The sequence below is a fragment of the Parvibaculum sp. genome (genome assembly GCF_049671045.1).
Classification (GTDB): Bacteria; Pseudomonadota; Alphaproteobacteria; order Parvibaculales; family Parvibaculaceae; genus Parvibaculum.
In genome coordinates this window covers 58,406-79,240 of record NZ_JBATUH010000043.1, presented here as the reverse complement: position 1 = coordinate 79,240, position 20,835 = coordinate 58,406, and the positions used below count along the sequence as shown (strand labels likewise).

Sequence of the window (20,835 nt, the reverse complement as noted above, 5' to 3'; positions counted from 1 at the left end):
AGGTCGGTTCGCTCTACATGAATGCGATGCTGGGCTATGGCCACCAGAGCTACAGCATGGAGCGCCGCTTCACCGTGCTCGGGACGAGCTATTCGGCCCATCGCTCGCCGGATGGCAGCTCGGTCTCTGCGGGCGCCGAGTTCGGCTATGCCTTCGACCTCGGCAACGATGCGAAGCTCTCGCCCTTCGCGGGTCTGCTCTACACGCGCACGACGGTGGACGGCTCGACGGAGACGGGTGCGGCGCCGTTCAATCTGACGCTGGATGAGCAGACGGCGACCACGGCCAACAGCCGTATCGGCGTCAGGTGGTCCCAGACGTTCCGCAGCGGTGGCGGAACGGAGTGGACGCCACAGCTGGCGCTCGGCTGGAGGCACGCATTCGGCGATCAGAACCCGTCGACGACGGCTTCGCTGGCGGGCATTCCGGGCAGTGCCTTCACGGTCACCGGCGCCAATGCGGCGCGGGATGCGGCGATCGTGGGTGCCGGTGTCACCTTGAAGCTGACCGACGGGATCGACGGTACGGTCGAGTACAATGGTGACTTCTCGAGCAACTACACCGACAGCACCGCATCGCTGCGCCTGAGGCTGAAGTTCTAAACTTCGCAGGTTCAGCCAGCGGACGAGTTTGGGGAGCGGCAGAGAAATACTGCCGCTCCTTTTCGTAAGTGACTATACTGACCGCCTTCCAGACAGAGAGTGGGTGCATGGTAGAGACGAGGGAGGGGGCAGCGCCGCGGCGCGCCGATGCGGGGGCTGCGCCGAAGCGCTGGATGTCCGTCGAAGAGGCGCTCAAGCTTGCGCGTGATCTCATGGATGCGGGCCGCCTGGCGGAAGCCGAAAAGGTGGCGCAGGATGTGGCCAACGGTCAGGCACGCAATGCCGATGCGTTTCACCTGATCGGTGTCGTCGCCTACCGGCAGGGCCGGCTCGACCGCGCGATCAAGTTCATCGAGAAGGCGATCGAGCTTGCGCCGCAGACCTCGGCCTTTCACGCCAATCTGGCGGAGATGTACAGGCTGCGCGGCAAGACGGAGCCCGCGCTTGCCGCCGGTGAGCGCGCGATCGCGCTCGATTCCAGGAATTCCCAGGCCTGGAACAATCTGGGCATCATCCATTACGACCGCGGAGATTTCGCCAAGGCCGAGGAGTGCTACCGCAAGGCGCTTGCCGGCAATCCGCAATTCGCGCATGCGTGGAACAATCTCGGCAATGCGCTCGTGCGTCTCGAGCGCGAAGGAGAGGCGCATGACGCCTTCGCGCGGGCGATCGCGCTTCAGCCGAATTATTCCGAAGCGATGGTCAATGACGGATTGAACTATCGGGAGGAGGGCGAGTTCGGCCTTGCAGCCGAGCGGTTGCAGCAGGCCATCGAGGCCAATCCGAAAAATGCCAATGCCCGTATCTCACTCGCCATGCTGCGGATGTTGCAGGGCGATTTGAAGGGCGGCCTCGCCGAATATGAATGGCGGCTCGCCATGCCGGGCATCCGTCCGCGCAATCTCCCCGGCCAGCTCTGGCGGGGCGAGCCGATCGAGGGAAAGCGGCTCTTCATTCATTGCGAGCAGGGACTCGGCGACGCGCTCCAATATCTGCGGTTTCTGAAGCCGCTGGCGGCGCGGCGGCCCGGCGCGATCATCCTGCAGACGCAGACGGGCCTGCAGCGCCTGGCCGAACTCAATTTCCCGTTTGTCGAGGTCGTGCGGTCCGCGCCTGCATCCGATGGCGCCGATTTCCATTGCGCGCTGATGAGCCTGCCGCTTCTTCTGTCCTATCCGGTCGAGCGGCGCGATCCTCAGGATGCCTATCTTTCCGCGTCCGACGATCAGGTCGAGATCTTCAGAAATCGTTTCGCCGGGAAGGACGGGCTCAAGGTCGGCCTCGTCTGGGCGGGCAATACCTCGCACAAATACGACTACAGCCGCTCAATGCAGGCCGAGAGGCTTTTGCCGCTGCTCAAGGTCGAGGGGTGTCATTTCTACAGCCTGCAGATCGGCGCGAAGCCGGCGGATGCCGTTCTCTTCAAGGAAGGCGTGACCGATCTTTCCAAGGACGTGTCGAATATGATGGCGACAGCGGGCGCGATCGCGGCGCTCGATCTCGTCATCGGCGTCGACACGTCGCTCATCCATCTGGCCGGCGCGCTCGGCACGCCTGTCTGGACGATGCTGTCCCGCGTGCCGGATTGGCGCTGGGGGCTCGGCGCGGACACGACGCCTCTCTATCGCTCCATGCGCCTCTTCCGCCAGAAGCAGCGCCGCGACTGGCCCGGCGTGGTTCAGGACATTGCGGTTGCGCTCGAGCAGACCGTGGCGGCGCGCCGCCAGGGCTGAAGCATGGCGGGTGGCGAAAGCGAGAGCGGCGATGCGCAGGTGATGAAGCTCGCCTGGTCGCATTTTGCCGCGCAGCGTTTCGATCTCGCGGAGGCGTTGGGCCGCAGGGCGATCGACGAACGGGCGGACGATCACGACGCGGCCAATCTTCTCGCGCTCGTCGCATTCCGGACCGGCAGGACGGGCGAGGCGATTGGCTGGATGGGGCGGGCGATCGAGGGCGATCCTCGCAATGCGACCTTTCATGCCAATCTCTGTGAGATGTATCGCAAAGCGGGCGATACGGAACGGGCGGCCGAGGCAGCACGGCGCGCGCTGGCGCTCGATCCCGCACATATCCTCGCGCTCAACAATCTCGGGGCCGTGCTGCTGGAGATGGGGGATGTGCGAGGCGCGCTCGACTGCCTCACGCGCCAGGTTGAAATCAATCCGAGGAATGCCGCCTTTCATCTGCGCCGCTCCATGCTGCGGATGCTGCTCGGCGATGTGGATGGGGGGCTTGCGGAATATGAGTGGCGCCTCGCCGTGCCCGAGGCGCGGCCGCAGGGCCGTCCTCCGCTGCGGCCCACCGCGCCTCCGGGCCAGATGTGGCGAGGCGAGCCGGTTGTCGGCAAGAAGCTCTTTTTCTGGAGCGAGCAGGGGCTTGGCGATGCGATCCACTGCATGCGCTTCTTCCCCGCCCTCATGGCGCAGGGCCCGCTTCGGCTGGCGGGAAAACTGCCGCCGAAACTCGCGCCGCTGATCGATCTGAACTTTCCCTTTGTGACGATCCTGCCGTGGGACGCGGAGCCTGAAGGCGCCGACCATCACTTCGAGATCATGAGCCTTTTGCGGCTGGTGGGGCGAGGGCGCTTCTGGTCGGAGACAGGCGCGCCCTATCTCTACGCGCCGGAAGCGAAGGTCGAGGGGTTCAGGCGGTTCTTCTCGCAATATCCGGGGCTCAGGATCGGGCTCGTCTGGTCGGGCAACAGCAATCACCGTGACGATGCCCGGCGCTCGGTGCCCGGCCGCGAACTTCTGCCGCTTCTCGATGTGGAGGGGTGTCATTTCTTCAGCCTCCAGATCGGCGCCGGGCCCGATGATGCGCCGCTCTTCGACGCCGGGCTCATCGATCTCTCGCGCGAGGTGTCGAACATGACGGCGACGGCGGCGGCCATTGCGGCGCTCGATCTCGTGATCGGTGTCGATACTTCGCTCATACATCTCGCGGGTGCTCTCGGAACGCCGGTCTGGACCATGCTGGCCGCCGTGCCGGACTGGCGCTGGGGGCTCGGAACGGCATCGACGCCGCTCTATCGCTCGATGCGGCTATTCCGGCAGCAGCGGGCCGGCGACTGGCCCGGTGTGATCAGGGATGTGAGGACGGCTCTCGCTCAGTCGACCGCCTCCGGAATGACCGCTTCCGGTGGTCGTGTCGGCGGCGGTAAGGCTTCGTAAAAGGCGATTTGCCGGATAGAATGGACGCCTCTCCGCGGGGGAATTCGGCAGATACTTTCGGTTGGCGGACGGATTGGCCGGAGACGTCGTCTCGCGGCATTTGATGAGCAGGCAGGGGTGATGAGCAGGCAGGGGCTGAAATTTCAATGAGCGTTTCGGAACAGGCAAGTGTGGTGGGCCCGGCGGAAAGCATGCGGCTCGCATGGGAGCATTTTCGGGCCCAGCGCCTGCGCCTTGCCCATCAGTTGAGCCGCCAGGTCATCGAGCGTGACCCGCGGAACCACGACGCGGCGAGCCTTCTCGGCATTCTCGCCTATCGCGGCGGACAGACCAAGGAAGCGATCAAGTGGATGGAGCAGGCGGTTGAGGGCGACCCGAACGTCGCCGGCTTCCACAGCAATCTCTGCGAGATGTACCGCCAGATCGGAGAGCTAGACCGGGCGATCGAAGCGGGGCGGCGCGGGATCGAGCTCGACCCGAACTATCTTCAGGGACTCAACAATCTCGGCATAGCGCTTTTCGACAAGCGCGATTATGCGGGGGCGGAGGAACTCTACCGGCGCGCCATTGCTTGCGATCCGAAATTCCCCGAGGCGCATAACAACCTCGCCAATGCGCTGCGCGCGCAGAGGCGGCTCGACGAGGCGATCGAGGAATACCGCAAGGCGATCGAGTTGCGCCCCACCTATGCCGAGGCACTGAGCAATCTCGGCTGCACGCTGCGCGAGCAGGGCCATCTCGAAGAGGCCGAGCAGGCGCTGCGCATGGCCATCGGCGCGCGGCCAAACTATATCGAGGCGTTCAACAATCTCGCGCTCACGCTCTGGGATCGCAAGCAGCCCGAGGAGGCGCTGGGCGTTCTCGCGCGCTCCATGGCCATTCAGCCTGACCGGCCGGAGGCGATGATCATCATGGCATCCTACCTCCTCGATCTCGGGCGGACGAAGGGCGCGCTCTATGCCTGTCAGCGCGCGCTGCGCAACAGGCCCGATCATGTCGGCGCGCTCAACCTCATGGGGCGCATCTGCCGCGATCTCGAGGATTTCGCAGGCTCGATCGAGCACTGCCGCAAGGCGCTGGCGCTCAAGCCCGACGCGCCCGAGATCCTGAACAATCTCGGCATCTCGCTTCTGGAGGTCGGCGACCTCGAGGGCGCGCGGAAGGCGCTGTCGCGCGCGGCGGAACTCGAGCCCGGCTCGATCCCGACCCATATCAATCTCGCTGCGGCCAAGAAGTTCAAGCCGGGCGACACTGAAATCCGTTTCCTCGAGGAAGCCGTGAGCCGCCCCGACATCAGCGAGGATCAGCGCATGGCGCTGCATTATTCGCTCGGCAAGGCCTATGACGACATCAAGGAACATCGCAAGGCCTTCGAGCAGTTCATGGCCGGAGCGACGATCAAGCGGCGCAAGCTCAACTATGACGAAACGCCGGCGCTCAGGCTCTTCGACCGCATCCGGCACGTCTTCACGCCGAAGCTGCTCGCCGAAAAGGCGGGCTTTGGCGATCCGACGCTGCGCCCGATCTTCATCGTCGGCATGCCGCGTTCGGGCAGCACGCTTGTCGAGCAGATCCTTGCAAGCCATCCGGAGATCTATGGCGCGGGCGAGGTCAAATATCTGCATGGGGGCGTCGCCGAAGTCGACCGCATGTTCGGATCGGCCGTGCGCTATCCGGAACTCATGCATCTGATCGAGCAGTCGCAGCTTCAGACGATCGTCAATTACTACCGGGAGCACCTGCCTCCGCTTCCGGCGGGCAAGACGCGCGTCACCGACAAGATGCTCACCAACTACTATTATGTCGGCCTCATCTATCTCCTGTTTCCGAATGCGCGGGTCATCCATTGCAAGCGGAACGCGGTCGACACGTGCATATCGTGCTACTCCAAGATGTTCCGGGAAGATATGCCGTATACGTATGATCTCAAGGAGATCGCGCATTACTATCAGAAGTATCACGAGCTCATGGAGCACTGGAAAGCGGTTCTGCCGCAGCACTACATCCTCGAAGTGAAGTATGAGGAGGTTGTCGGCAATCTCGAAGCCGAAGCGCGCAGGATCATCTCCCATTGCAATCTCGAATGGGATGCGGCCTGCCTCGAATTTCACAAGACCGAACGCCCCGTGAAGACGGCGAGCGTGACGCAGGTGCGCCAGCCTCTCTATTCCTCGTCGGTCGAGCGGTGGCGGAACTATGGCGAGCTGGTCGAGCCGCTCGTCAGGGAACTGGGCCCGCTGGCTTATTGATCGGTATCGGACAATGTCGCAAGTCTCACTTTGGTATTCATCGCTTTCGGAAGAGAAGCAGAAAATGATTCGTCGCGGACTATGGGTTGTGCTGGCGCTGGTGGCCGGCCTCGGAATCCTCATCTGGAAAACCAGCGTTGGCCCCGGCGAAGCCGCGCCGCGCAGCGCGAAGAACGCCGCGCAGAGCACCGCCGCCAGCGAAAGCAAGGAAGCGTCGGGCAAGCCGGCGTCGAAGCATGGTGAGATCAACGGCTTCCGGAGCGCCAAGTTCGGCGCCGACGAGGCGGCCATCCGCGCGGCGATCAAAGCGGACTTCGGCAAGTCGGGCGATGACATTCGCGCCGTCGAAAGCGCCGTGGCGCGCACGAAGACGCTGGCAGTGCGCGTGACCGACCTCATTCCCGAGACGGGCGAGGCGGAGATCGGCTATGTGCTCGGATACAAATCCAAGGATCTCATTCAGGTCAATATTCTGTGGGGAACGCCGGTCACGCCGGGGACGACGGGCGTCAGCATCGCCAAGACGGCGCTTCTGCTGAAGAGCTATTTCGCCCAGCAGAATTACGATCCGAAAACGATCATCCGTGACAGGAAGATCAAGAACGGCGTTCTCGCCTTTCAGGCCATGGATGCCGACGGCCATCTCGTCCGGCTGATCTATCGCGAGATTCCGGTCGCGCAACCGGCTGCCGCGTCGGACGGCAAGAAGGCGGACGCGAAGGAAGAGAAGAAGGTCTACACGCTGTCGCTGGCCTATGTGGCGAACCCCAAGTCGCCCGATATCTTCCGCATCGAGAAGGGCGCCTTCTGAGCCCTGATACCCTGCCGGCGGTCCGTTGCGGGATCGCCGGCAAGCAGGCCCTTCAGACAACGCCCGCGCGCAGGAAGTCGTGAATGTGAACGAGGCCCACGGGCTTCCCGTTCTCGACGACGAAAAGGCTCGTGATCTTGCGCTCGTTGAGGAAGTTCAGCGCCTCCGTGGCGAGCATGGTCGAGGGCACCGTCTTGGGCGCGGGGTTCATGATGTCGCCCACCCGCTTTTCCAGAAGGTCGCTGCCCATGTGGCGGCGAAGGTCGCCATCGGTGATGATGCCGATGAGCGCGCCCGCGCTATCGACGACGCCGAGGCAGCCCAGGCTCTTGCGCGACATCTCGATCAGCGCCTGAGACATCGGCATGTCGGCGCGGCCGAGCGGCATCTCCTCGCCCTTGTGCATGATGTCGGCGACGTGGCGGAGCATGGCGCCGAGCTTTCCTCCCGGATGGAAGACGCGGAAATCGCTGGGCGTGAAGTTGCGATATTCGAGAAGCGCGACCGCGAGCGCGTCGCCAAGCGCAAGCTGCATGGTGGTGGAAGTGGTCGGGGCGGCAAGGCCGTTCGGGCAGGCTTCCTCGGCTTTCGGCAGGAGGAGCGCGATGTTGGCGGCCTGGGCGAGCGCGCTCTTCGCCTCGGCGGTGATGGCGACCAGCGGTATGGCGAAGCGCTTCGCGTAGGAAATGATGCTGAGAAGCTCGGCCGATTCCCCCGACCAGGAGAGCGCCAGGATCGCGTCGTCGCGCGTGATCATGCCGAGATCGCCGTGGCTTGCTTCTGCTGGGTGCACGAATTGCGCTGGCGCGCCGGTGGAGGCGAGGGTCGCTGCGATCTTGCGGGCGATGTGGCCGCTCTTGCCCATGCCGGTGACGATGATGCGGCCCTTCACGGTGACGAGCTGGTCGACGGCCTCGTTGAAGGGGCCGTCGAGCGAGGCGGCGAGCGCCCGCAGGCCGGCGATTTCGAGATCGAGTGTGCGGCGGGCGGAGGCGAGATGGTCCGCGGGGGCCGAGGTGGAGAGTTCGTTCGACACGCGCTGAGCGTCCTTCAATTTGCCCATGGCTGCTACAGGAGGCGGCCCTGGGAGGGACCGATGGGCAGTCTTCTACCAGAGTGAGCGGCTTCCTGCCTCTGCGCAGGCACGGGGCCGGTGGCGGGTGTCGCTGTCCGGCTCCGATGAAGCAGTTTAAACCATCGGGGCGCCGGTCCGCAGCGCTTTCATGGCCTCCAATCTTGCCCTCGGGCCGGGAACGGGTATCGTTCAAGCGAATCGATGCAGGCTTGCCGGCCCCGGCGTTACGGCGCGGCGGCGGCGCATCGAAGTGCCGTCGAAGGGTCAGGTGAAAGCGTGTTCGGCCGGTTCGTCAGACGATTCCGAGAGGTTGCGGGCATGGCGGATGATGCGCCCGCGGCCGCGCCCGATGGCATGCGGCTCTATGCGATCGGCGATATTCACGGCCGCGACGACCTGCTGGGCGAGCTGCTCGCCATGATCGAGCGGGACGGGCAGTCCGCATCGGGCGCGGTGCGCAAGATCCTCGTCTTCCTCGGCGACTATGTCGATCGCGGCCTGCAGTCGAAGCAGGTGCTCGACCGCCTCACCTCGGGCACGCTGCCGGGGTTCGAGGCGATCCATCTCAAGGGCAATCACGAGGCGGCGATGCTCGAATTTCTCCGGGATGCTGCATTCGGGCGAACCTGGAAGAATTTCGGCGGGCTCGAGACGCTTCATTCCTACGGCATTCAGGAACTGGCGCTTTCGGACGACCCCGCGGATTTCGAGCGCGCGCGCGTGCATTTCGAGGCAGTGTTGCCCGAGACGCACAAGCGCTTTCTGCAAACGCTGTCCGTCGCAGTGGAGCTTGGCGGCTATTTCTTCGTTCATGCCGGCGTGCGGCCGGGCGTGCCGCTCTCGCGCCAGATCGAGGAAGACATGCTCTGGATCAGGGACGAGTTCCTCGATGCCCGCGGCTCCTTCGGCAAGGTCGTGGTTCACGGCCACACCCCGCGCGAGGAAGTGGTGATCCGCGAAAACCGCATCGGCATCGACACGGGTGCCTATATGACAGGCGTTCTGACGGCACTCGTGCTCGAGGGGACATCGCGGCGCATCATCCAGACGGAAGCCTCCGCCAGCAGGCGCATGGCGGGTTGATGCTTCATGGTCAGTTGACCTAGAATCAATTACCTTCCTGATCAATCAGGCATATCCGGATCGCCGGGAGACAGCGGGCTGCGGCCTCACCGAAAGAGAGAGACTTGATGAGAAGCTGGATTCCGACGCTCGCACGCAGGACCGTCGCCTCGCTTGCCGGTGTTGCCGTGGCGATTGGGCTCGTCGTCTTCGCAGCCGCCCCCGTTCTTGCCGAACCCGGCGCGGGCGCCGACCAGGCAGTGGCGGGCGACCCGGCGATGGATTATTTCCTCGGCACGGGCGACAAGCTCAGGGTCATCGTCTATGGCGAGCAGGACCTTTCCGGCGAGTTCGACGTCACGGGCTCGGGCAAGGTTTCGCTGCCGCTCATCGGGCAGGTGCAGGCGGCGGGGCTGACGCTCGCCCAGTTCGAGAAGGAAGTCGCCGACCATCTGGCGAATGGCTATCTCACCAATCCGAGGGTGAGCGCCGAGGTTCTGAACTACCGGCCCTTCTACATCATGGGCGAGGTCAGCAAGCCCGGCCAATATCCTTATACGAACGGTATGACGGTGCTGAACGCGGTGGCGGTCGGCGGCGGCTATACCTATCGTGCGAATACCGACGCGGTTTACATCACGCGAGGCAACGGGGGCGAGGTGCAATATCCGGCGACCCAGTCGGTCAAGGTGCTGCCGGGCGATATTGTGCGGATCCCGGAGCGTTTCTTCTGATGCGTCTCGCCCTGATCGTGATATCGGGCCGCGTATGATGCCGCCTTCCAAGAATAAAAATGTGCCGATCTCGCACGAAACATTCGTGTGCGCCGAAACCCTGGCGGCGCGCGGTAACCTTTTCTTAACGAATTGGCTGCGTATTTTGACAGGGTAAAATGCGTGTTATGCTATTGGGCAAATCAGAGTATTGCGGTTGGGGCATGGCCTCATCGACGCTGGGCTGAGGGGGACTAACGCCATGATGAAGAGTTTTTGTGCGGCGGCGCTTGCGGCGGGCCTGCTCATTGGAGCATCGGTTGCCATTCCGGGGCAGGCTCGGGCCGAAGCGGCAATCGATCTGAGCGCCGTGCTCACGGCCAATCCGGACGGCGGCGACGCGCTGGCGGCGGCCATCGCTGATCTCATTACCAATTCGAGCGATCCTGTCGCGGCGGCCGAGGCCATTCTCGCCGGGCTGGAGAGCGCCACGCCCGCGCAGAAGGCGGCGGTCGGCAAGGGTCTCGGCATGGCAGCCTCGACGCTCGGTCTTTCCAACCCCGAACATGCAGCCAAGATTTCGGACCTCGTCGCAAGCGCCGAGCCGAGCGTGAAGGACGCCTATGCCTCCACGGTCAGCAGTGGCGAGAGTTCGGGCGAAGGCGCGCCGGGCGGCACCGCCCCGACGACCGTTGTCGGCGTCAATGGCGGCACGCAGAGCTCGGGCGGTACTGCCAGCCCGAATTGATTTCATCAGTCCCCGGCCGGTTTGCGAGCGGCTGCCCGATGGGCCTCCCCGATCGCGAGGGAAGGGGACTTTCTCCGAATCAAGGCCGGGAGAGAGCGGACAGCTCTCTCCACCACCTCCCGAAATCTCGAACGCTATGAGGCCAAAAATGCCGCGTGTTCCCTTTCGCTCGCTGTTGACGACGACCGCACTGCTGCTGGTGGCAGGCGCGGGCGGCGCCATGGCCGCCGATCTCACCGCCAATACGGGGGCGAAGAACTGGAGCGGTTCGGGCATGGCCCCGGCAGGCGCCGCCGAAACGCAGGATGTCCGCGGACAGGGCGTGAACGAGAGAGCGCGGCCCGGCTATGACGCGGTCGGCCTTCGCGCGGGATCGTTCGTGGTTCTGCCCTCGATCGAGGTCGCGGAAACCTATGACGACAACATCTTCGCCACCGAGAGCAACAAGGACAGCGATTTCATCACCAGCGTGCACCCGCGCGTCGATGTGATCTCGACTTGGAGCCGCCACTCGCTCAACCTGACCGCCGGGCTCCAGCGCTCCTACTTCGCGGACAATTCGAGCGAGAACAAGACCGGCTATGATTTCGGCATGGATGGCCGCCTCGACATTCTGCGCGACACGAATGTGACCGGCGCCCTCGCCCATGCGCAGAAGCATGAGGATCGCGGTTCGGCGACCTTCTCGTCCACGACGGCGGCGGAGCCCGTCGAGTACAAGCAGACGGATGCGAGCATCGCCTTCAACCAGCGCTTCAACCGCGTGACCACGACGCTGGGCGCGGCCTATACGCGGCTCAACTACGAGGACGTCGCATCGACGGCCGGGCCGATCCTCGACGAGGATCTGCGCGACCGTGACGTCTATACGCAGAAGCTGCGCGCCGGCTATGACGTTTCGCCCGACACCAACGTCTTCGTTCAGGGCAGCCTCAATCAGCGCCGCTACGATATCGGCATGCCGATCCAGGATCGCGATTCGAAGGGCTATGAAGCCGTTGTCGGTTCGCGTTTCAAGCTGTCCACTCTCGCATCGGGCGAGGTCTATGTCGGCTATCAGCGCCAGAACTACGATGCGACGGGGCTGAGCGATGTGAGCGGCCTGTCCTACGGCGCCAATGTCAACTGGTACGTGACCCCGCTGAGCACGGTTCGCTTCAATGCGGCATCGACCATCGAGGAATCGGATCTCGGCGGTTCGTCGGGCTATCTCCGGCAGGTCGTCGGTGTCGGGCTCGATCACGAACTTCTGCGGAACGTGATCCTTCGTGGCGACCTCTCCTATGAGAATGACGACTACAAGGGTACGCCGCGCAAGGACGACTATTATGGCGGCGGGGTCGGTGTCAGCTACCTCCTGAACCGTTTCGTGGCGATGGGGCTCGACTACGACTACACGAAGCGGGACTCCAACGCTGCCGGCGCCGACTATTCGCGCAACCGCGTCATGTTCACGATTCGCGGACAGCTTTGACGGATATCACGTCAGTTTCGCCAGGCGATCAGAGGCAGGTGGCGGGGGAACCGTTGCCTGCCTTTTATTTTACCCGAGCTGATGCTCACCTCCTGTAACTGGACGCACGAAGACGATGAACGCGCCGCTGAAAGACCAGATGCACGCCAGTGCGATTCAGCCCGAGGGGATGACCCTGAATCGGCAGATGATCGAATTCGATCTGCTTGAGATCGCGCGTGCCCTGAGGCGGCGCGTCAAGGTCATCGCGGGCATCGCGGCGGGTCTCACGGCGATCGTCATGATCACCGTGTTCCAGATGACGCCTCGCTACACGGCGCAGGCTCTTGTCCTGCTCGATCCGGAGCGCACCCAGGTCGTCGATTTCACGGCGGTGATGTCGGGGCTTCCTGCCGATTCCGCCACGACGGACAGCCAGGTCGAGGTGATGAGCTCGCGCTCCATCGCGCGCCGGGTCGTCGAGAAGCTCAATCTCGTCGAAGACGAGGAATTCAACGCCGAGCTGGCGAAGCCCTCGCTGCTCTCCTGGCTCGATCCGCGCCAATGGGTGGCTTCGCTTTTCAAAGCCGATGCCGAACTCACGCCCGAGCGCCGGCAGGAAATGGCGATGGATGCCGTCATCGACAGGTTCGTCGATGCGGAACAGATTCGCCGCCGGGGCATGACCTACATCATCGACGTGAACTTCACGTCGCGCGATCCTCTGAAGGCGGCGAAGATCGCCAATGCGATCGCCGAGACCTATGTGCTCGACCAGCTCGAAGCGAAATTCAATGCGACGAGGCAGGCCAATGAGTGGCTCTCGCAGCGACTCGAAGGGCTGAGACAGCAGGTTTCCGATTCCGAGCGGGCGGTCGAGCTTTACCGCACGCAGAACGGGCTGCAAAGCTCGCGGGGCTCGACCATCACCGAGCAGCAGCTTTCCGAACTCAACGCGCAGCTCATTCTCGCGCGCGCCGACCGCGCCGAAAAGCAGGCGAAATATTCCCGCGCGCGGCAGATTCTCGGCAGCGGCGGAAGCATCGAATCCGTCGTCGATGTGCTCCAGTCGAAGACGATCTCCGATCTCCGGCAGCAACAGGCGGAGCTTGCCAGCAAGAAGGCCGATCTCTCGACGAAATATGGGCCGCGGCATCCCGCGATCGTCAATATCGAGGCGCAGCGGCGCGACCTGCAGGCGCAGATCAGCGCCGAGGTGAGGCGCATCGTCGACAGCATCGCCAATGAGGCGGCGATCGCGGATACGCGCGTCAAGGCGCTCGAGACCAGCCTCAAGGAGTTGCAGGACACGCAAGGCCAGCACGGCCAGGCGGAGGTGAAGCTGCGCGAGCTGGAGCGCGAGGCGTCCGCGAACAAGGCGGTTTACGAATCCTTCCTCAACCGCTTCAAGGAGACTTCGCAGCAGCAGGATCTCCAGACCGCCGATGCGCGCGTCATCTCCGAAGCGGTGGCGCCGATTTCGCCCTCGTTCCCCCAAAAGGGCATCGTGTTCGGCATCTCGGCCGTCATTTCGCTGATCACCGGCGTCGGCGTCGCACTTCTGCTCGAACGTCTCGACAATGGCGTGCAGACCGGCAGCCAGCTCGAGGAAATTCTCAGCCTGCCTCATCTCGTCTCGGTTCCCGCCATTCCGGCGGAGGCCGGGGAGAACGGCAAGCCGATGCTGCCGCACGACTATCTCTTGCGAAAGCCCTTGTCGGCCTATGCGGAAGCGTTGCGCAGCCTGCGCAGCGCATTGTCGCTCTCCAGCGTGGACAATCCGCCGAAGGTCGTTCTCTTCACCTCCGCTCTTCCCAATGAGGGCAAGACGACGACGGCGGTGAGCTTCGCGCGCGCGGCGGCGCAGTCGGGCCAGCGGGTTCTCCTTGTCGATTGCGACCTTCGCCACCCTTCCGTCCATCGCGCGCTCCGCGTGAAGCAGCCAAAGGAAGGGCTGGTCGAATGTCTGGCGGGCCGCGCCGCCTTTGGCGACGTCGTCGTCAAGGATGCGCCTTCGGGCCTCGATTTCATTCCCGTGGCCTCGGGCGCGGCGAACCCGCCGGATGTGCTCGGCTCGGCGCAGATGCGGCGCATCCTGCGTGAAGCGCGCGAGGCTTACGATCTCGTCGTGCTCGATACGGCGCCCGTTCTGCCGGTTTCCGATTCGCGCGTTCTGGCGCAGGTCGCTGACAAGATCGTTTTTGTCGTTCGCTGGAACGAGACGCCGCGCGAGGCGGCGTCGGGCGCCGTCAAGGAGCTGCGCGCCTTCGACGCCGATATTGCGGGCGCGATCCTGACCGTGGTCGATACGGCCCGGCAGGCGCAATATGGCTATGGCGGCGCCGGATATTATTACGGACGCTACAGCCGCTACTATTCGAACTGAGATGGCCGCGCGGGGCGAGGCGGCGAGGCACCCTTCGCAGCGGACGCGATGGGCCGCGCGGCTGGCGCTCGTCGCGGGCGTCGGCCTCGTGCTGATCGCGCTGCCGCGCATTCATGCCTATCTCGGCATAGCGACCTGGTCCGATCGCGTTCCGGCTGCGCTCGACAATCCTTCGATCGCGATCGAGCCGCCGGTTCTCGCCGATGCGCGAGCCGATTATTGCGCGGCGGCGCGCGCGCTTGGCGGCGATGCCTATCTGCAACAGGAATGCGCGCGACTGGCGATCAGGCTTTCGGGCGCGGCCGGGGATGGTTCGCATGCGGACGAGCGGCTTGCGGAGGCCGCCGCATCCTTGCGGCGCATGGTTGCGGCGGCGCCAAATCGCGGACTCGGCTGGAGCCTTCTGGCGGCGGTGGAGGCGGCGCGCGCCGCGCCGTCCGGGGAGGTCGCCGGCCTGTTACGCATGTCCTATCTGACGGCGCCAAGGGAGGCGGCGAGCATGGCGATCCGCGCCCGGCTCATGCTCCGCGACTGGGACGGGATGCCCGAGGATCTTCGCTCGGATGCGGGGCGGGAGCTTGCCCTTCTGTGGAAGTGCCATGCGCTCAAGGGCGAACTCGTTTCCATCTATCTCGCATCGGATTTCCGCGCGCGAGCGGTGATCCGCCGCCATGCGCTCGTCACGGAAGCGGACTTGGCGCAATTCGATGCGCGTGTGCGCGCAGCGGCCGCCGCTGCTGCACGCTGAGGCCTTAGCCGCGGTCCGCCGAGCGCGGCCAGGACTGGCTCACCGCGAGGCCGAGCAGGAAAGCGAAGAGAACCGAGACGGCCGGAATCTGCAGGCTGAAATCGACCAGCGAATGCAGGCCGACGACGATGCCCGCCGCGAAGCCGATGGCGGGCAGGGCCTTTCCGCGCCGCCTTTCCCGGATGCCTTTCGCCGCGCGCAGGACGAGCAGCGCGATGGAGAGGCCAAGCGCGAGCGCCGCGGGTATGCCGAGTTCCAGCGCGTTTTCCAGATAGGTGTTGTGTGCCTTGTCCCAGATGACTTGCGGGCGGTCGTCGTTGCGATAGGCGGGGAAGACATCGGCGAATGTCCCAAAGCCTGTGCCGGTCCAGGGCGTGGCCTTGATGGCATCGAGCGTCAGCGCGTAGGTCTGGTTACGATCGGCGAAGGAATTGTCGACATCGTGGAGGCGCGAGCGCTTCGCCAGAAGTTCGCCGCTGGTGGCAAACGATGTCGCGACGATTGCCGCCAGGATTGCCGCGACGAGCGCCAGCTGCGCCGCGCTCGTCGAGCGGCGGCTCAGATGGGCCGCCGCGAGGCAGAGAAGGCCCGCCATCGAGGACATGACGCCCGCGCGCGAGGCCGTGAGCATCAGCGCGATCGAGAGTGCAAGCACCGCCATCGTCACCCAGCCCGAGCGCACGGTGAGTTCCTCGATCAGCATGGCCGCCTTGATGCGGGCCGGCCGGTTCAGGCCCAGCAGATGCCGGGTGCGCGCGAGCATCAGGTGCAGGGCGCAGAGCAGGCAGAGGCCGGCAAAGGTTGCGAAGGAATTGCGGTTCACGAAGGTGCTCGTCAGCGAATCCGCATAGGACCATTTGCGATAGATCAGGATCCATTCATTGCCGCTGAGATAGACCACGAGCCCATAGATCGCATAGGCGCAACCAATAATCGCGACCGCGTGGATGCCGCGCCGCGCGCGGTCCTCGTCGCGCGCGAGCTGCAGGGCGAGCCAGAAGGTCGCGGCATAGGTGAGAAGGTGCATGAGGCCGGTGAGGGTTGCTTCCGGGTTGACCGAAATGCGTTGCGGCAGCTCGATTCCGAGGAGACGGGACGCCTCCGCCCAGATGGGGTCCGCGAGAATATCCGGGGCGGCCGGAACCCATTGCAAGACGATCCAGAGGCAGGCGAGCGCATAGAGCGCGGCCGGCCAGGCAATGCGCGAGAGGGGCACGGAGACGCCCAGGCGTCCGAACTGCGCAAGGCCGCCCCAGAGCGCGAGCAGAAGGCCGGCGGCGAGCGCCAGAAGCGCGGCGGGCAGAGGGCGGTTGCTGCCGAGCGGGAGCGGCGCGAGAGCCACCATGAGGATGAGGGCACGAAAGAGCCAGGCTTCCGCGCCGCGCGGACGGGTCTGCACGGAGGTCTGTCCGAACGCCCCGGCGGTTGCGGGCCCCGTGCTGCTGCCGCTCATGTCCCCCTTCCCCTCACATGCTCATGCGCGCCATTGCACTTCCGCGCGACACGGGCCGGATGTTAGTTGAGAGAGCGCCCGCGTGCCAGCCGACGGAACCCGCGCGGGTCCACATCGGCCCCATCCGGCGACATGTGTGACCAGCGGGGAACGAAGCTCAATTTTGTCGCTGTTCGGGCATTGCCCAAATCATTTGCCCAATCGTGCCTGGATCTGTTGCTCGGCTACCGCAATCGAACGCTTCATCTTCGCACTGAGATCGGCCGAAGCAGGCGAAAGCACTCCCTCGCCCATCGCATCGAGTCCGTATCGCAGTGTGCTGAAAAACGATTTCGGACCGTAGGTTGCACCATAAATAACCGCGAATCCGAGCAGGCGAATCGCCATCTGAAATCGACCTCTATATTTCAGGGCGATACGCATTCTATTTCTGACAAGAAGCCCGCGGCGATCAGGAGTGGTGGTTGGAACGCTCCCCAAAAAAGGCACTCCAATCGATGAGGTTCGGCCGCGCGGGTGAAAGAAGCGGGCGGAGCAGATCGTTGCCATTTTCGCTTCATGCCGACCGGCGCGTTTCCAGAATTCGATTTCGTCGCCCCAAATGAAGAACCTGAAATCGATATTGCCGATCCGATCGATCAGGCTCCGCCGTATCAATGTTCCGTTGAACGGCATGATGACGTCGTGAATGGTCCCAAGATCAATAGCTTGTTGGGCATCTGCGATCACGGCATCGCGCGTATTTATGGGGAAGGCCAATTGCTCGATGTTGTCATCGGCCAAAACGAGGGCGTTCGCGATATCGAGCGAGGAGCGCTGCAAGCCATCCAAGGTGGTCTCCAAGCACGAGCGCTCGGGATATCCGTCGTCGTCCATGAGCCACAGGAATTCCCCGCCGAGCAGCATTGCAATGCGTATGCCGAGATGAAAGCCGCCTGCGCCGCCGAGATTGTCGGGGGCGTGAATGGCGCAAACCTTGGATTGGTCCAATGAATCCAGGTATGCCTTCGTGTCGTCCTCGCTGTTGTTGTTGATGACCACGATGAGGTCGACTTGTCTGGTCTGGCTCATCAGAGCGGCAATGCACCGCGAGAGGAGCGGCCGCCTGTTGTAAGTGACTACAACGGCTACGACTTTATCTCGGACCTTATCCATTGACTTGCTGCCTGAGCAATTTGTCCGTTGCCACGAGAGCGCTGCCCACGATCTGATCCATGTTGTAATAGCGATATTGAGCTAGCCGTCCGACGAAGGTCACGTTCTTTTCCTCCAGCGCGAGCGCCTCATATTGCTTGTAGAGAGCCTCGTTGGCGGGTGCGGGGATCGGATAATAGGGCTCTCCATCCGCCTGCGGATATTCCCGCACGATGGAGGTGCCTTCATGCGGCTGGCCGGTCAGATGCCTGAACTCGGTGATGCGCGTATATGCGTGATCGTTCGGGAAGTTGACCGTGCCGGTTGGCTGGAATTGCGCGGTCGAGGGCAGGTGCTCGTGTTCGAACCGAAGGCTGCGATAGGGAAGCTTGCCGAAGCGGAAATCGAAAAAGGCGTCGATGGGACCGGTAAAGACGATGTGCCGCGCACGCAGAGACGCGCGGTGCTCGAAGTAGTCGACGCCGAGCCGGACTTCGATATTGGGATGCGAAAGCATGCGCTCGAACATCCGCGCATAACCTTCCGACGGCATGAACTGGAATTTGTCGGTGAAATATCGGTCGTCGTCATTGGTGCGCGTCGGGATGCGCGCCGCGACGCTGCCTGCGAGCTCGGACAGATCGAGCCCCCATTGCTTTCGCGTATAGCCCCGAAAGAACTTCTCGCAGAGATCGCGGCCGACGCTCGACAAGACGACATCCTCGCTCGTCGCGATGCGCGGACGGGGCTCGCGAACCTTGTCCAGATAGGTCTCGACCTCGTCTTCGCGCAGATCGAGTCCGTAGAGACTGTTGATCGTGGTTCGGTTGATCGGGATCGGATAAAGCCTGCCGTCGACCTGCGCCAGAACACGGTGTTCGTAGAAGCGCCAGTCCGTGAACCGGCTCAGATATTCAAAGATGCGCTCCGAATTGGTGTGGAAGATGTGCGGTCCGTAAGGATGAACGAGCACGCCGGCCTGATCGAGGCAATCATAGGCATTTCCACCGATATGCGCTCGCCGATCGATCAGGAGAACGGTCTTGCCGGCGGATGCGAGGCGTTCCGCGCAGACGCTGCCGGCAAAGCCAGCGCCGACGATGAGATAGTCGTGGATCATGCGGCAATCGATTTCGTCGCTGGTCGCAAGACTGCGAATAGTGAACAGGAAAGGGCGGGAGGATGCCAGATGTCCAGAGCCGAGAGGGGCGTCATGGCAAATCCGATCAGCGAGCAGAGCTTGGGCGGCAGGCGCGTCGCCACACGATAATAGAAGGCGCAAAGTGGAATGGCCACGGGGCCGGTGGAGTATTCATAGGACTCCACGACAAAATCCGAACATGCCTCTTTCAGCGACTGAAGCGTGTATCCGTCCCGGACGTGACCGATCTCTTCGTGGAATGCACGGCCGAAGACGCGCGGATACAAGGGCGTCGGCACAGAGACGAGCAGCACGCCATCGGGTTTTAGATGTGCCCTGACGAAATCGAGAACGGGCTTGACGTCGTCAATATGCTCCAGCACGTCCATCAGGAGAATTAGATCGTAGAGACTGCCAGAGGCCATCTCTGAAGCGTCACCGACTTCGAAGCGCACCGCCTTGTCCGGAAGAACGGCTGCCCGAAGCGCATTCGCGCTTTCCACATGCGTTTCGGAGAGATCGATTCCAAGCGCCGTGTTCACTTCGACACGAGAGCATATTTCAGTCAGAACAAAACCGCCGCCGCAGCCGAGTTCGAGAATGTCGATCGGTTTTTCGGGCAGCGAGCGCACGAATTGAAGCGGCGGCGCAAGCCTGAGATGGCTGTGAAAATCCGAGGTTCCGAAGATTCTGGTTATCGCCCGGGCAACGGGGTTGCGTTTGGTGGCGCGCAGTATGCTGCCTATCGCCATGACTTTCTCCACACAAAATAACCGATCATGAGGATGGTCAGCTCAGTGGCGGACACCGCCACGGCGACCACGTCCTGAGCGACGGCGTGTCCGATCAATGCTCCTCCGCTGAGCAGGCCGACGGCGGGACCACAGAGGATGACGATCATCCATTCGGTCCTCTTGCCGCGCGCAAGGAGGCCGACCGTCACGAACCAGTGTGCCAGAGCCAGCGTCGGAAGTGTCAGCGCCAGTGCCGGGAGGACAAGCCGGATTTGTTCAAATGGGATCTTCATCAGCTCGTCGAAAAAATAGGGGCTGCCTGCGATGATTAAAAAAGTTGCCGCGCAAATGAAAGCGAACAGGATCGAGAACGGCCAGAACGTGACGTCCATATACTGAGCGCGCGATATCTGGCGATAGCTGCTGATCCGCGCGTAGAGGACCTGAACCACCGGCCCCATTGTTGCCTTGCACGCCGATATGATGCGCTCGACTGCTGCATATGCTCCGGCCGCTTCGTTGCCGCCGATCGCTGCGACGGCAAGAACAGCGCCCGTCGTATAGGAGCTGGTGAGCGCGGTGGTGAAAAATACTTCCAACCCGTCGCGAACGGTCGCCCGGATCGCGGACAATTCGGGAAAATGGAGCCGCAAGCCGCGGTATAAGATCCGTGTCCACAACCATGCCGCCACCAGAAAGCCGTGCAGCGCTGTGAGCAGGATGACGAGCGTGATGTCATCAGGCTCTCTGACCATCGCGAAAATCAAAATTGTGGTCAGGACACGGATGACCGCATTGGCGCGCGAGATTTCCTGAAAAAGCTCCAATCCCTGATAGAGCCAGGTTGGCGTGAGCGTCGTCGATAGCGTGATCAGCAATGCGAGAAGGTAGTAATTGGGGAGATCTTCTCCCGCCGCCTGCGCCCATATCAGAACCCCCGCGCACCAGAGGGCGCAGAGCAGCAACTTCGCGGATATGGTGTCGGAAGCGATCTTGCTCAGGGCAGGGCCGGTCTTGGCCGAACGGGCAACAGCCTGAGTGCCCGTATAGTTGAACCCCCAATCGGCAAAGAGGCTTCCAATGGCCGCAAAGGCGATCGCGACCTGCGTGATGCCGAACGCCTCGATCCCGAGAACACGGGTGAGATAGGGAATGGTGATGAGAGGAAAGACGTAGTTTATCGCCTGCAGCACATAGAGGGACGTTATGCCTTTGGTCAAGGAGCGGGCGGGCAGGTCGATATTGGTGTTTCCGTGGTTTTCACCCATCAGGCCACCGCTCCCCGCGAATTTCGCCTCGAAGCTTCACTTTCCGCCACGACTTTGCAGGGGGGAGCGCACAACGCCGATGCATTGC

At 63.2% G+C, this 20,835-nt stretch carries 17 protein-coding genes; 11 read left to right on the top strand and 6 right to left on the bottom strand.

Annotated elements, in window-relative coordinates:
• The 5 genes from WBG82_RS05810 to WBG82_RS05790 form a co-directional block, all read left to right on the top strand.
• Positions 1-602, top strand: a 602-nt coding sequence (locus tag WBG82_RS05810) for an autotransporter outer membrane beta-barrel domain-containing protein (protein ID WP_424422509.1), incomplete at its 5' end; no start/stop codon positions are given.
• 173 nt (positions 603-775) lie between these two features.
• Positions 776-2,335, top strand: a complete 1,560-nt coding sequence (locus WBG82_RS05805) for a tetratricopeptide repeat protein (protein WP_424422506.1) — start codon at positions 776-778, stop codon at positions 2,333-2,335.
• 3 nt (positions 2,336-2,338) lie between these two features.
• Complete coding sequence (locus WBG82_RS05800) at positions 2,339-3,772, top strand: tetratricopeptide repeat protein (protein ID WP_424422503.1); 1,434 nt, start codon at positions 2,339-2,341, stop codon at positions 3,770-3,772.
• Between the two features lie 146 nt (positions 3,773-3,918).
• Complete coding sequence (locus tag WBG82_RS05795) at positions 3,919-6,021, top strand: tetratricopeptide repeat protein (protein ID WP_424422501.1); 2,103 nt, start codon at positions 3,919-3,921, stop codon at positions 6,019-6,021.
• Between the two features lie 64 nt (positions 6,022-6,085).
• On the top strand, positions 6,086-6,832 hold the full coding sequence (locus tag WBG82_RS05790; RefSeq protein WP_424422497.1) for a hypothetical protein: 747 nt from the start codon (positions 6,086-6,088) through the stop codon (positions 6,830-6,832).
• Positions 6,833-6,884: 52 nt separating this feature from the next.
• On the opposite strand, the gene WBG82_RS05785 is transcribed toward WBG82_RS05790, so the two are convergent.
• The gene (locus tag WBG82_RS05785) at positions 6,885-7,895 is read right to left on the bottom strand and encodes a KpsF/GutQ family sugar-phosphate isomerase (RefSeq protein WP_424422494.1); all 1,011 of its coding nucleotides are present in this window, start codon (positions 7,893-7,895) and stop codon (positions 6,885-6,887) included.
• A 330-nt stretch (positions 7,896-8,225) separates the two neighbouring features.
• On the opposite strand from WBG82_RS05785, the gene WBG82_RS05780 reads away from it, so the two are divergent.
• From WBG82_RS05780 to WBG82_RS05755, 6 genes are all read left to right on the top strand, one after another.
• On the top strand, positions 8,226-8,990 hold the full coding sequence (locus WBG82_RS05780; RefSeq protein ID WP_424422491.1) for a metallophosphoesterase family protein: 765 nt from the start codon (positions 8,226-8,228) through the stop codon (positions 8,988-8,990).
• Positions 8,991-9,097: 107 nt separating this feature from the next.
• Positions 9,098-9,703 (top strand): polysaccharide biosynthesis/export family protein, encoded by a 606-nt coding sequence (locus tag WBG82_RS05775; protein ID WP_424422489.1) that lies wholly within the window; start codon positions 9,098-9,100, stop codon positions 9,701-9,703.
• Positions 9,704-9,944: 241 nt separating this feature from the next.
• Positions 9,945-10,430, top strand: a complete 486-nt coding sequence (locus WBG82_RS05770) for a hypothetical protein (RefSeq protein WP_424422487.1) — start codon at positions 9,945-9,947, stop codon at positions 10,428-10,430.
• A 148-nt stretch (positions 10,431-10,578) separates the two neighbouring features.
• A complete protein-coding gene (locus tag WBG82_RS05765) occupies positions 10,579-11,904 on the top strand; it encodes an outer membrane beta-barrel protein (protein WP_424422485.1) in 1,326 nt (441 codons plus the stop codon).
• A gap of 169 nt (positions 11,905-12,073) precedes the next feature.
• Entirely contained in the window at positions 12,074-14,269 is a 2,196-nt protein-coding gene (locus tag WBG82_RS05760) for a GumC family protein (RefSeq protein ID WP_424422483.1), read from the top strand.
• A 1-nt stretch (position 14,270) separates the two neighbouring features.
• The gene (locus WBG82_RS05755) at positions 14,271-15,017 is read left to right on the top strand and encodes a hypothetical protein (RefSeq protein ID WP_424422481.1); all 747 of its coding nucleotides are present in this window, start codon (positions 14,271-14,273) and stop codon (positions 15,015-15,017) included.
• 4 nt (positions 15,018-15,021) lie between these two features.
• On the opposite strand, the gene WBG82_RS05750 is transcribed toward WBG82_RS05755, so the two are convergent.
• The 5 genes from WBG82_RS05750 to WBG82_RS05730 all read right to left on the bottom strand — a co-directional run bounded on the left by WBG82_RS05750 (position 15,022) and on the right by WBG82_RS05730 (position 20,747).
• Positions 15,022-16,470: an O-antigen ligase family protein gene (locus WBG82_RS05750; RefSeq protein WP_424422478.1), complete on the bottom strand. Its 1,449-nt coding sequence runs from the start codon at positions 16,468-16,470 to the stop codon at positions 15,022-15,024.
• Positions 16,471-16,659: 189 nt separating this feature from the next.
• Positions 16,660-17,625 carry a glycosyltransferase gene (locus WBG82_RS05745; RefSeq protein ID WP_424422476.1) on the bottom strand — a complete coding sequence of 322 codons (966 nt, stop codon included), beginning with the start codon at positions 17,623-17,625 and terminating at the stop codon, positions 16,660-16,662.
• Positions 17,618-18,721, bottom strand: a complete 1,104-nt coding sequence (gene glf / locus WBG82_RS05740; protein WP_424422516.1) for a UDP-galactopyranose mutase — start codon at positions 18,719-18,721, stop codon at positions 17,618-17,620. The genes WBG82_RS05745 and glf overlap by 8 nt, the downstream gene beginning before the upstream one ends.
• Positions 18,721-19,497 (bottom strand): class I SAM-dependent methyltransferase, encoded by a 777-nt coding sequence (locus WBG82_RS05735; RefSeq protein ID WP_424422473.1) that lies wholly within the window; start codon positions 19,495-19,497, stop codon positions 18,721-18,723. Before WBG82_RS05735 ends, glf begins: the two co-directional genes overlap by 1 nt.
• Complete coding sequence (locus WBG82_RS05730; protein ID WP_424422470.1) at positions 19,488-20,747, bottom strand: oligosaccharide flippase family protein; 1,260 nt, start codon at positions 20,745-20,747, stop codon at positions 19,488-19,490. The genes WBG82_RS05735 and WBG82_RS05730 overlap by 10 nt, the downstream gene beginning before the upstream one ends.
• Positions 20,748-20,835: the final 88 nt, after the last annotated feature.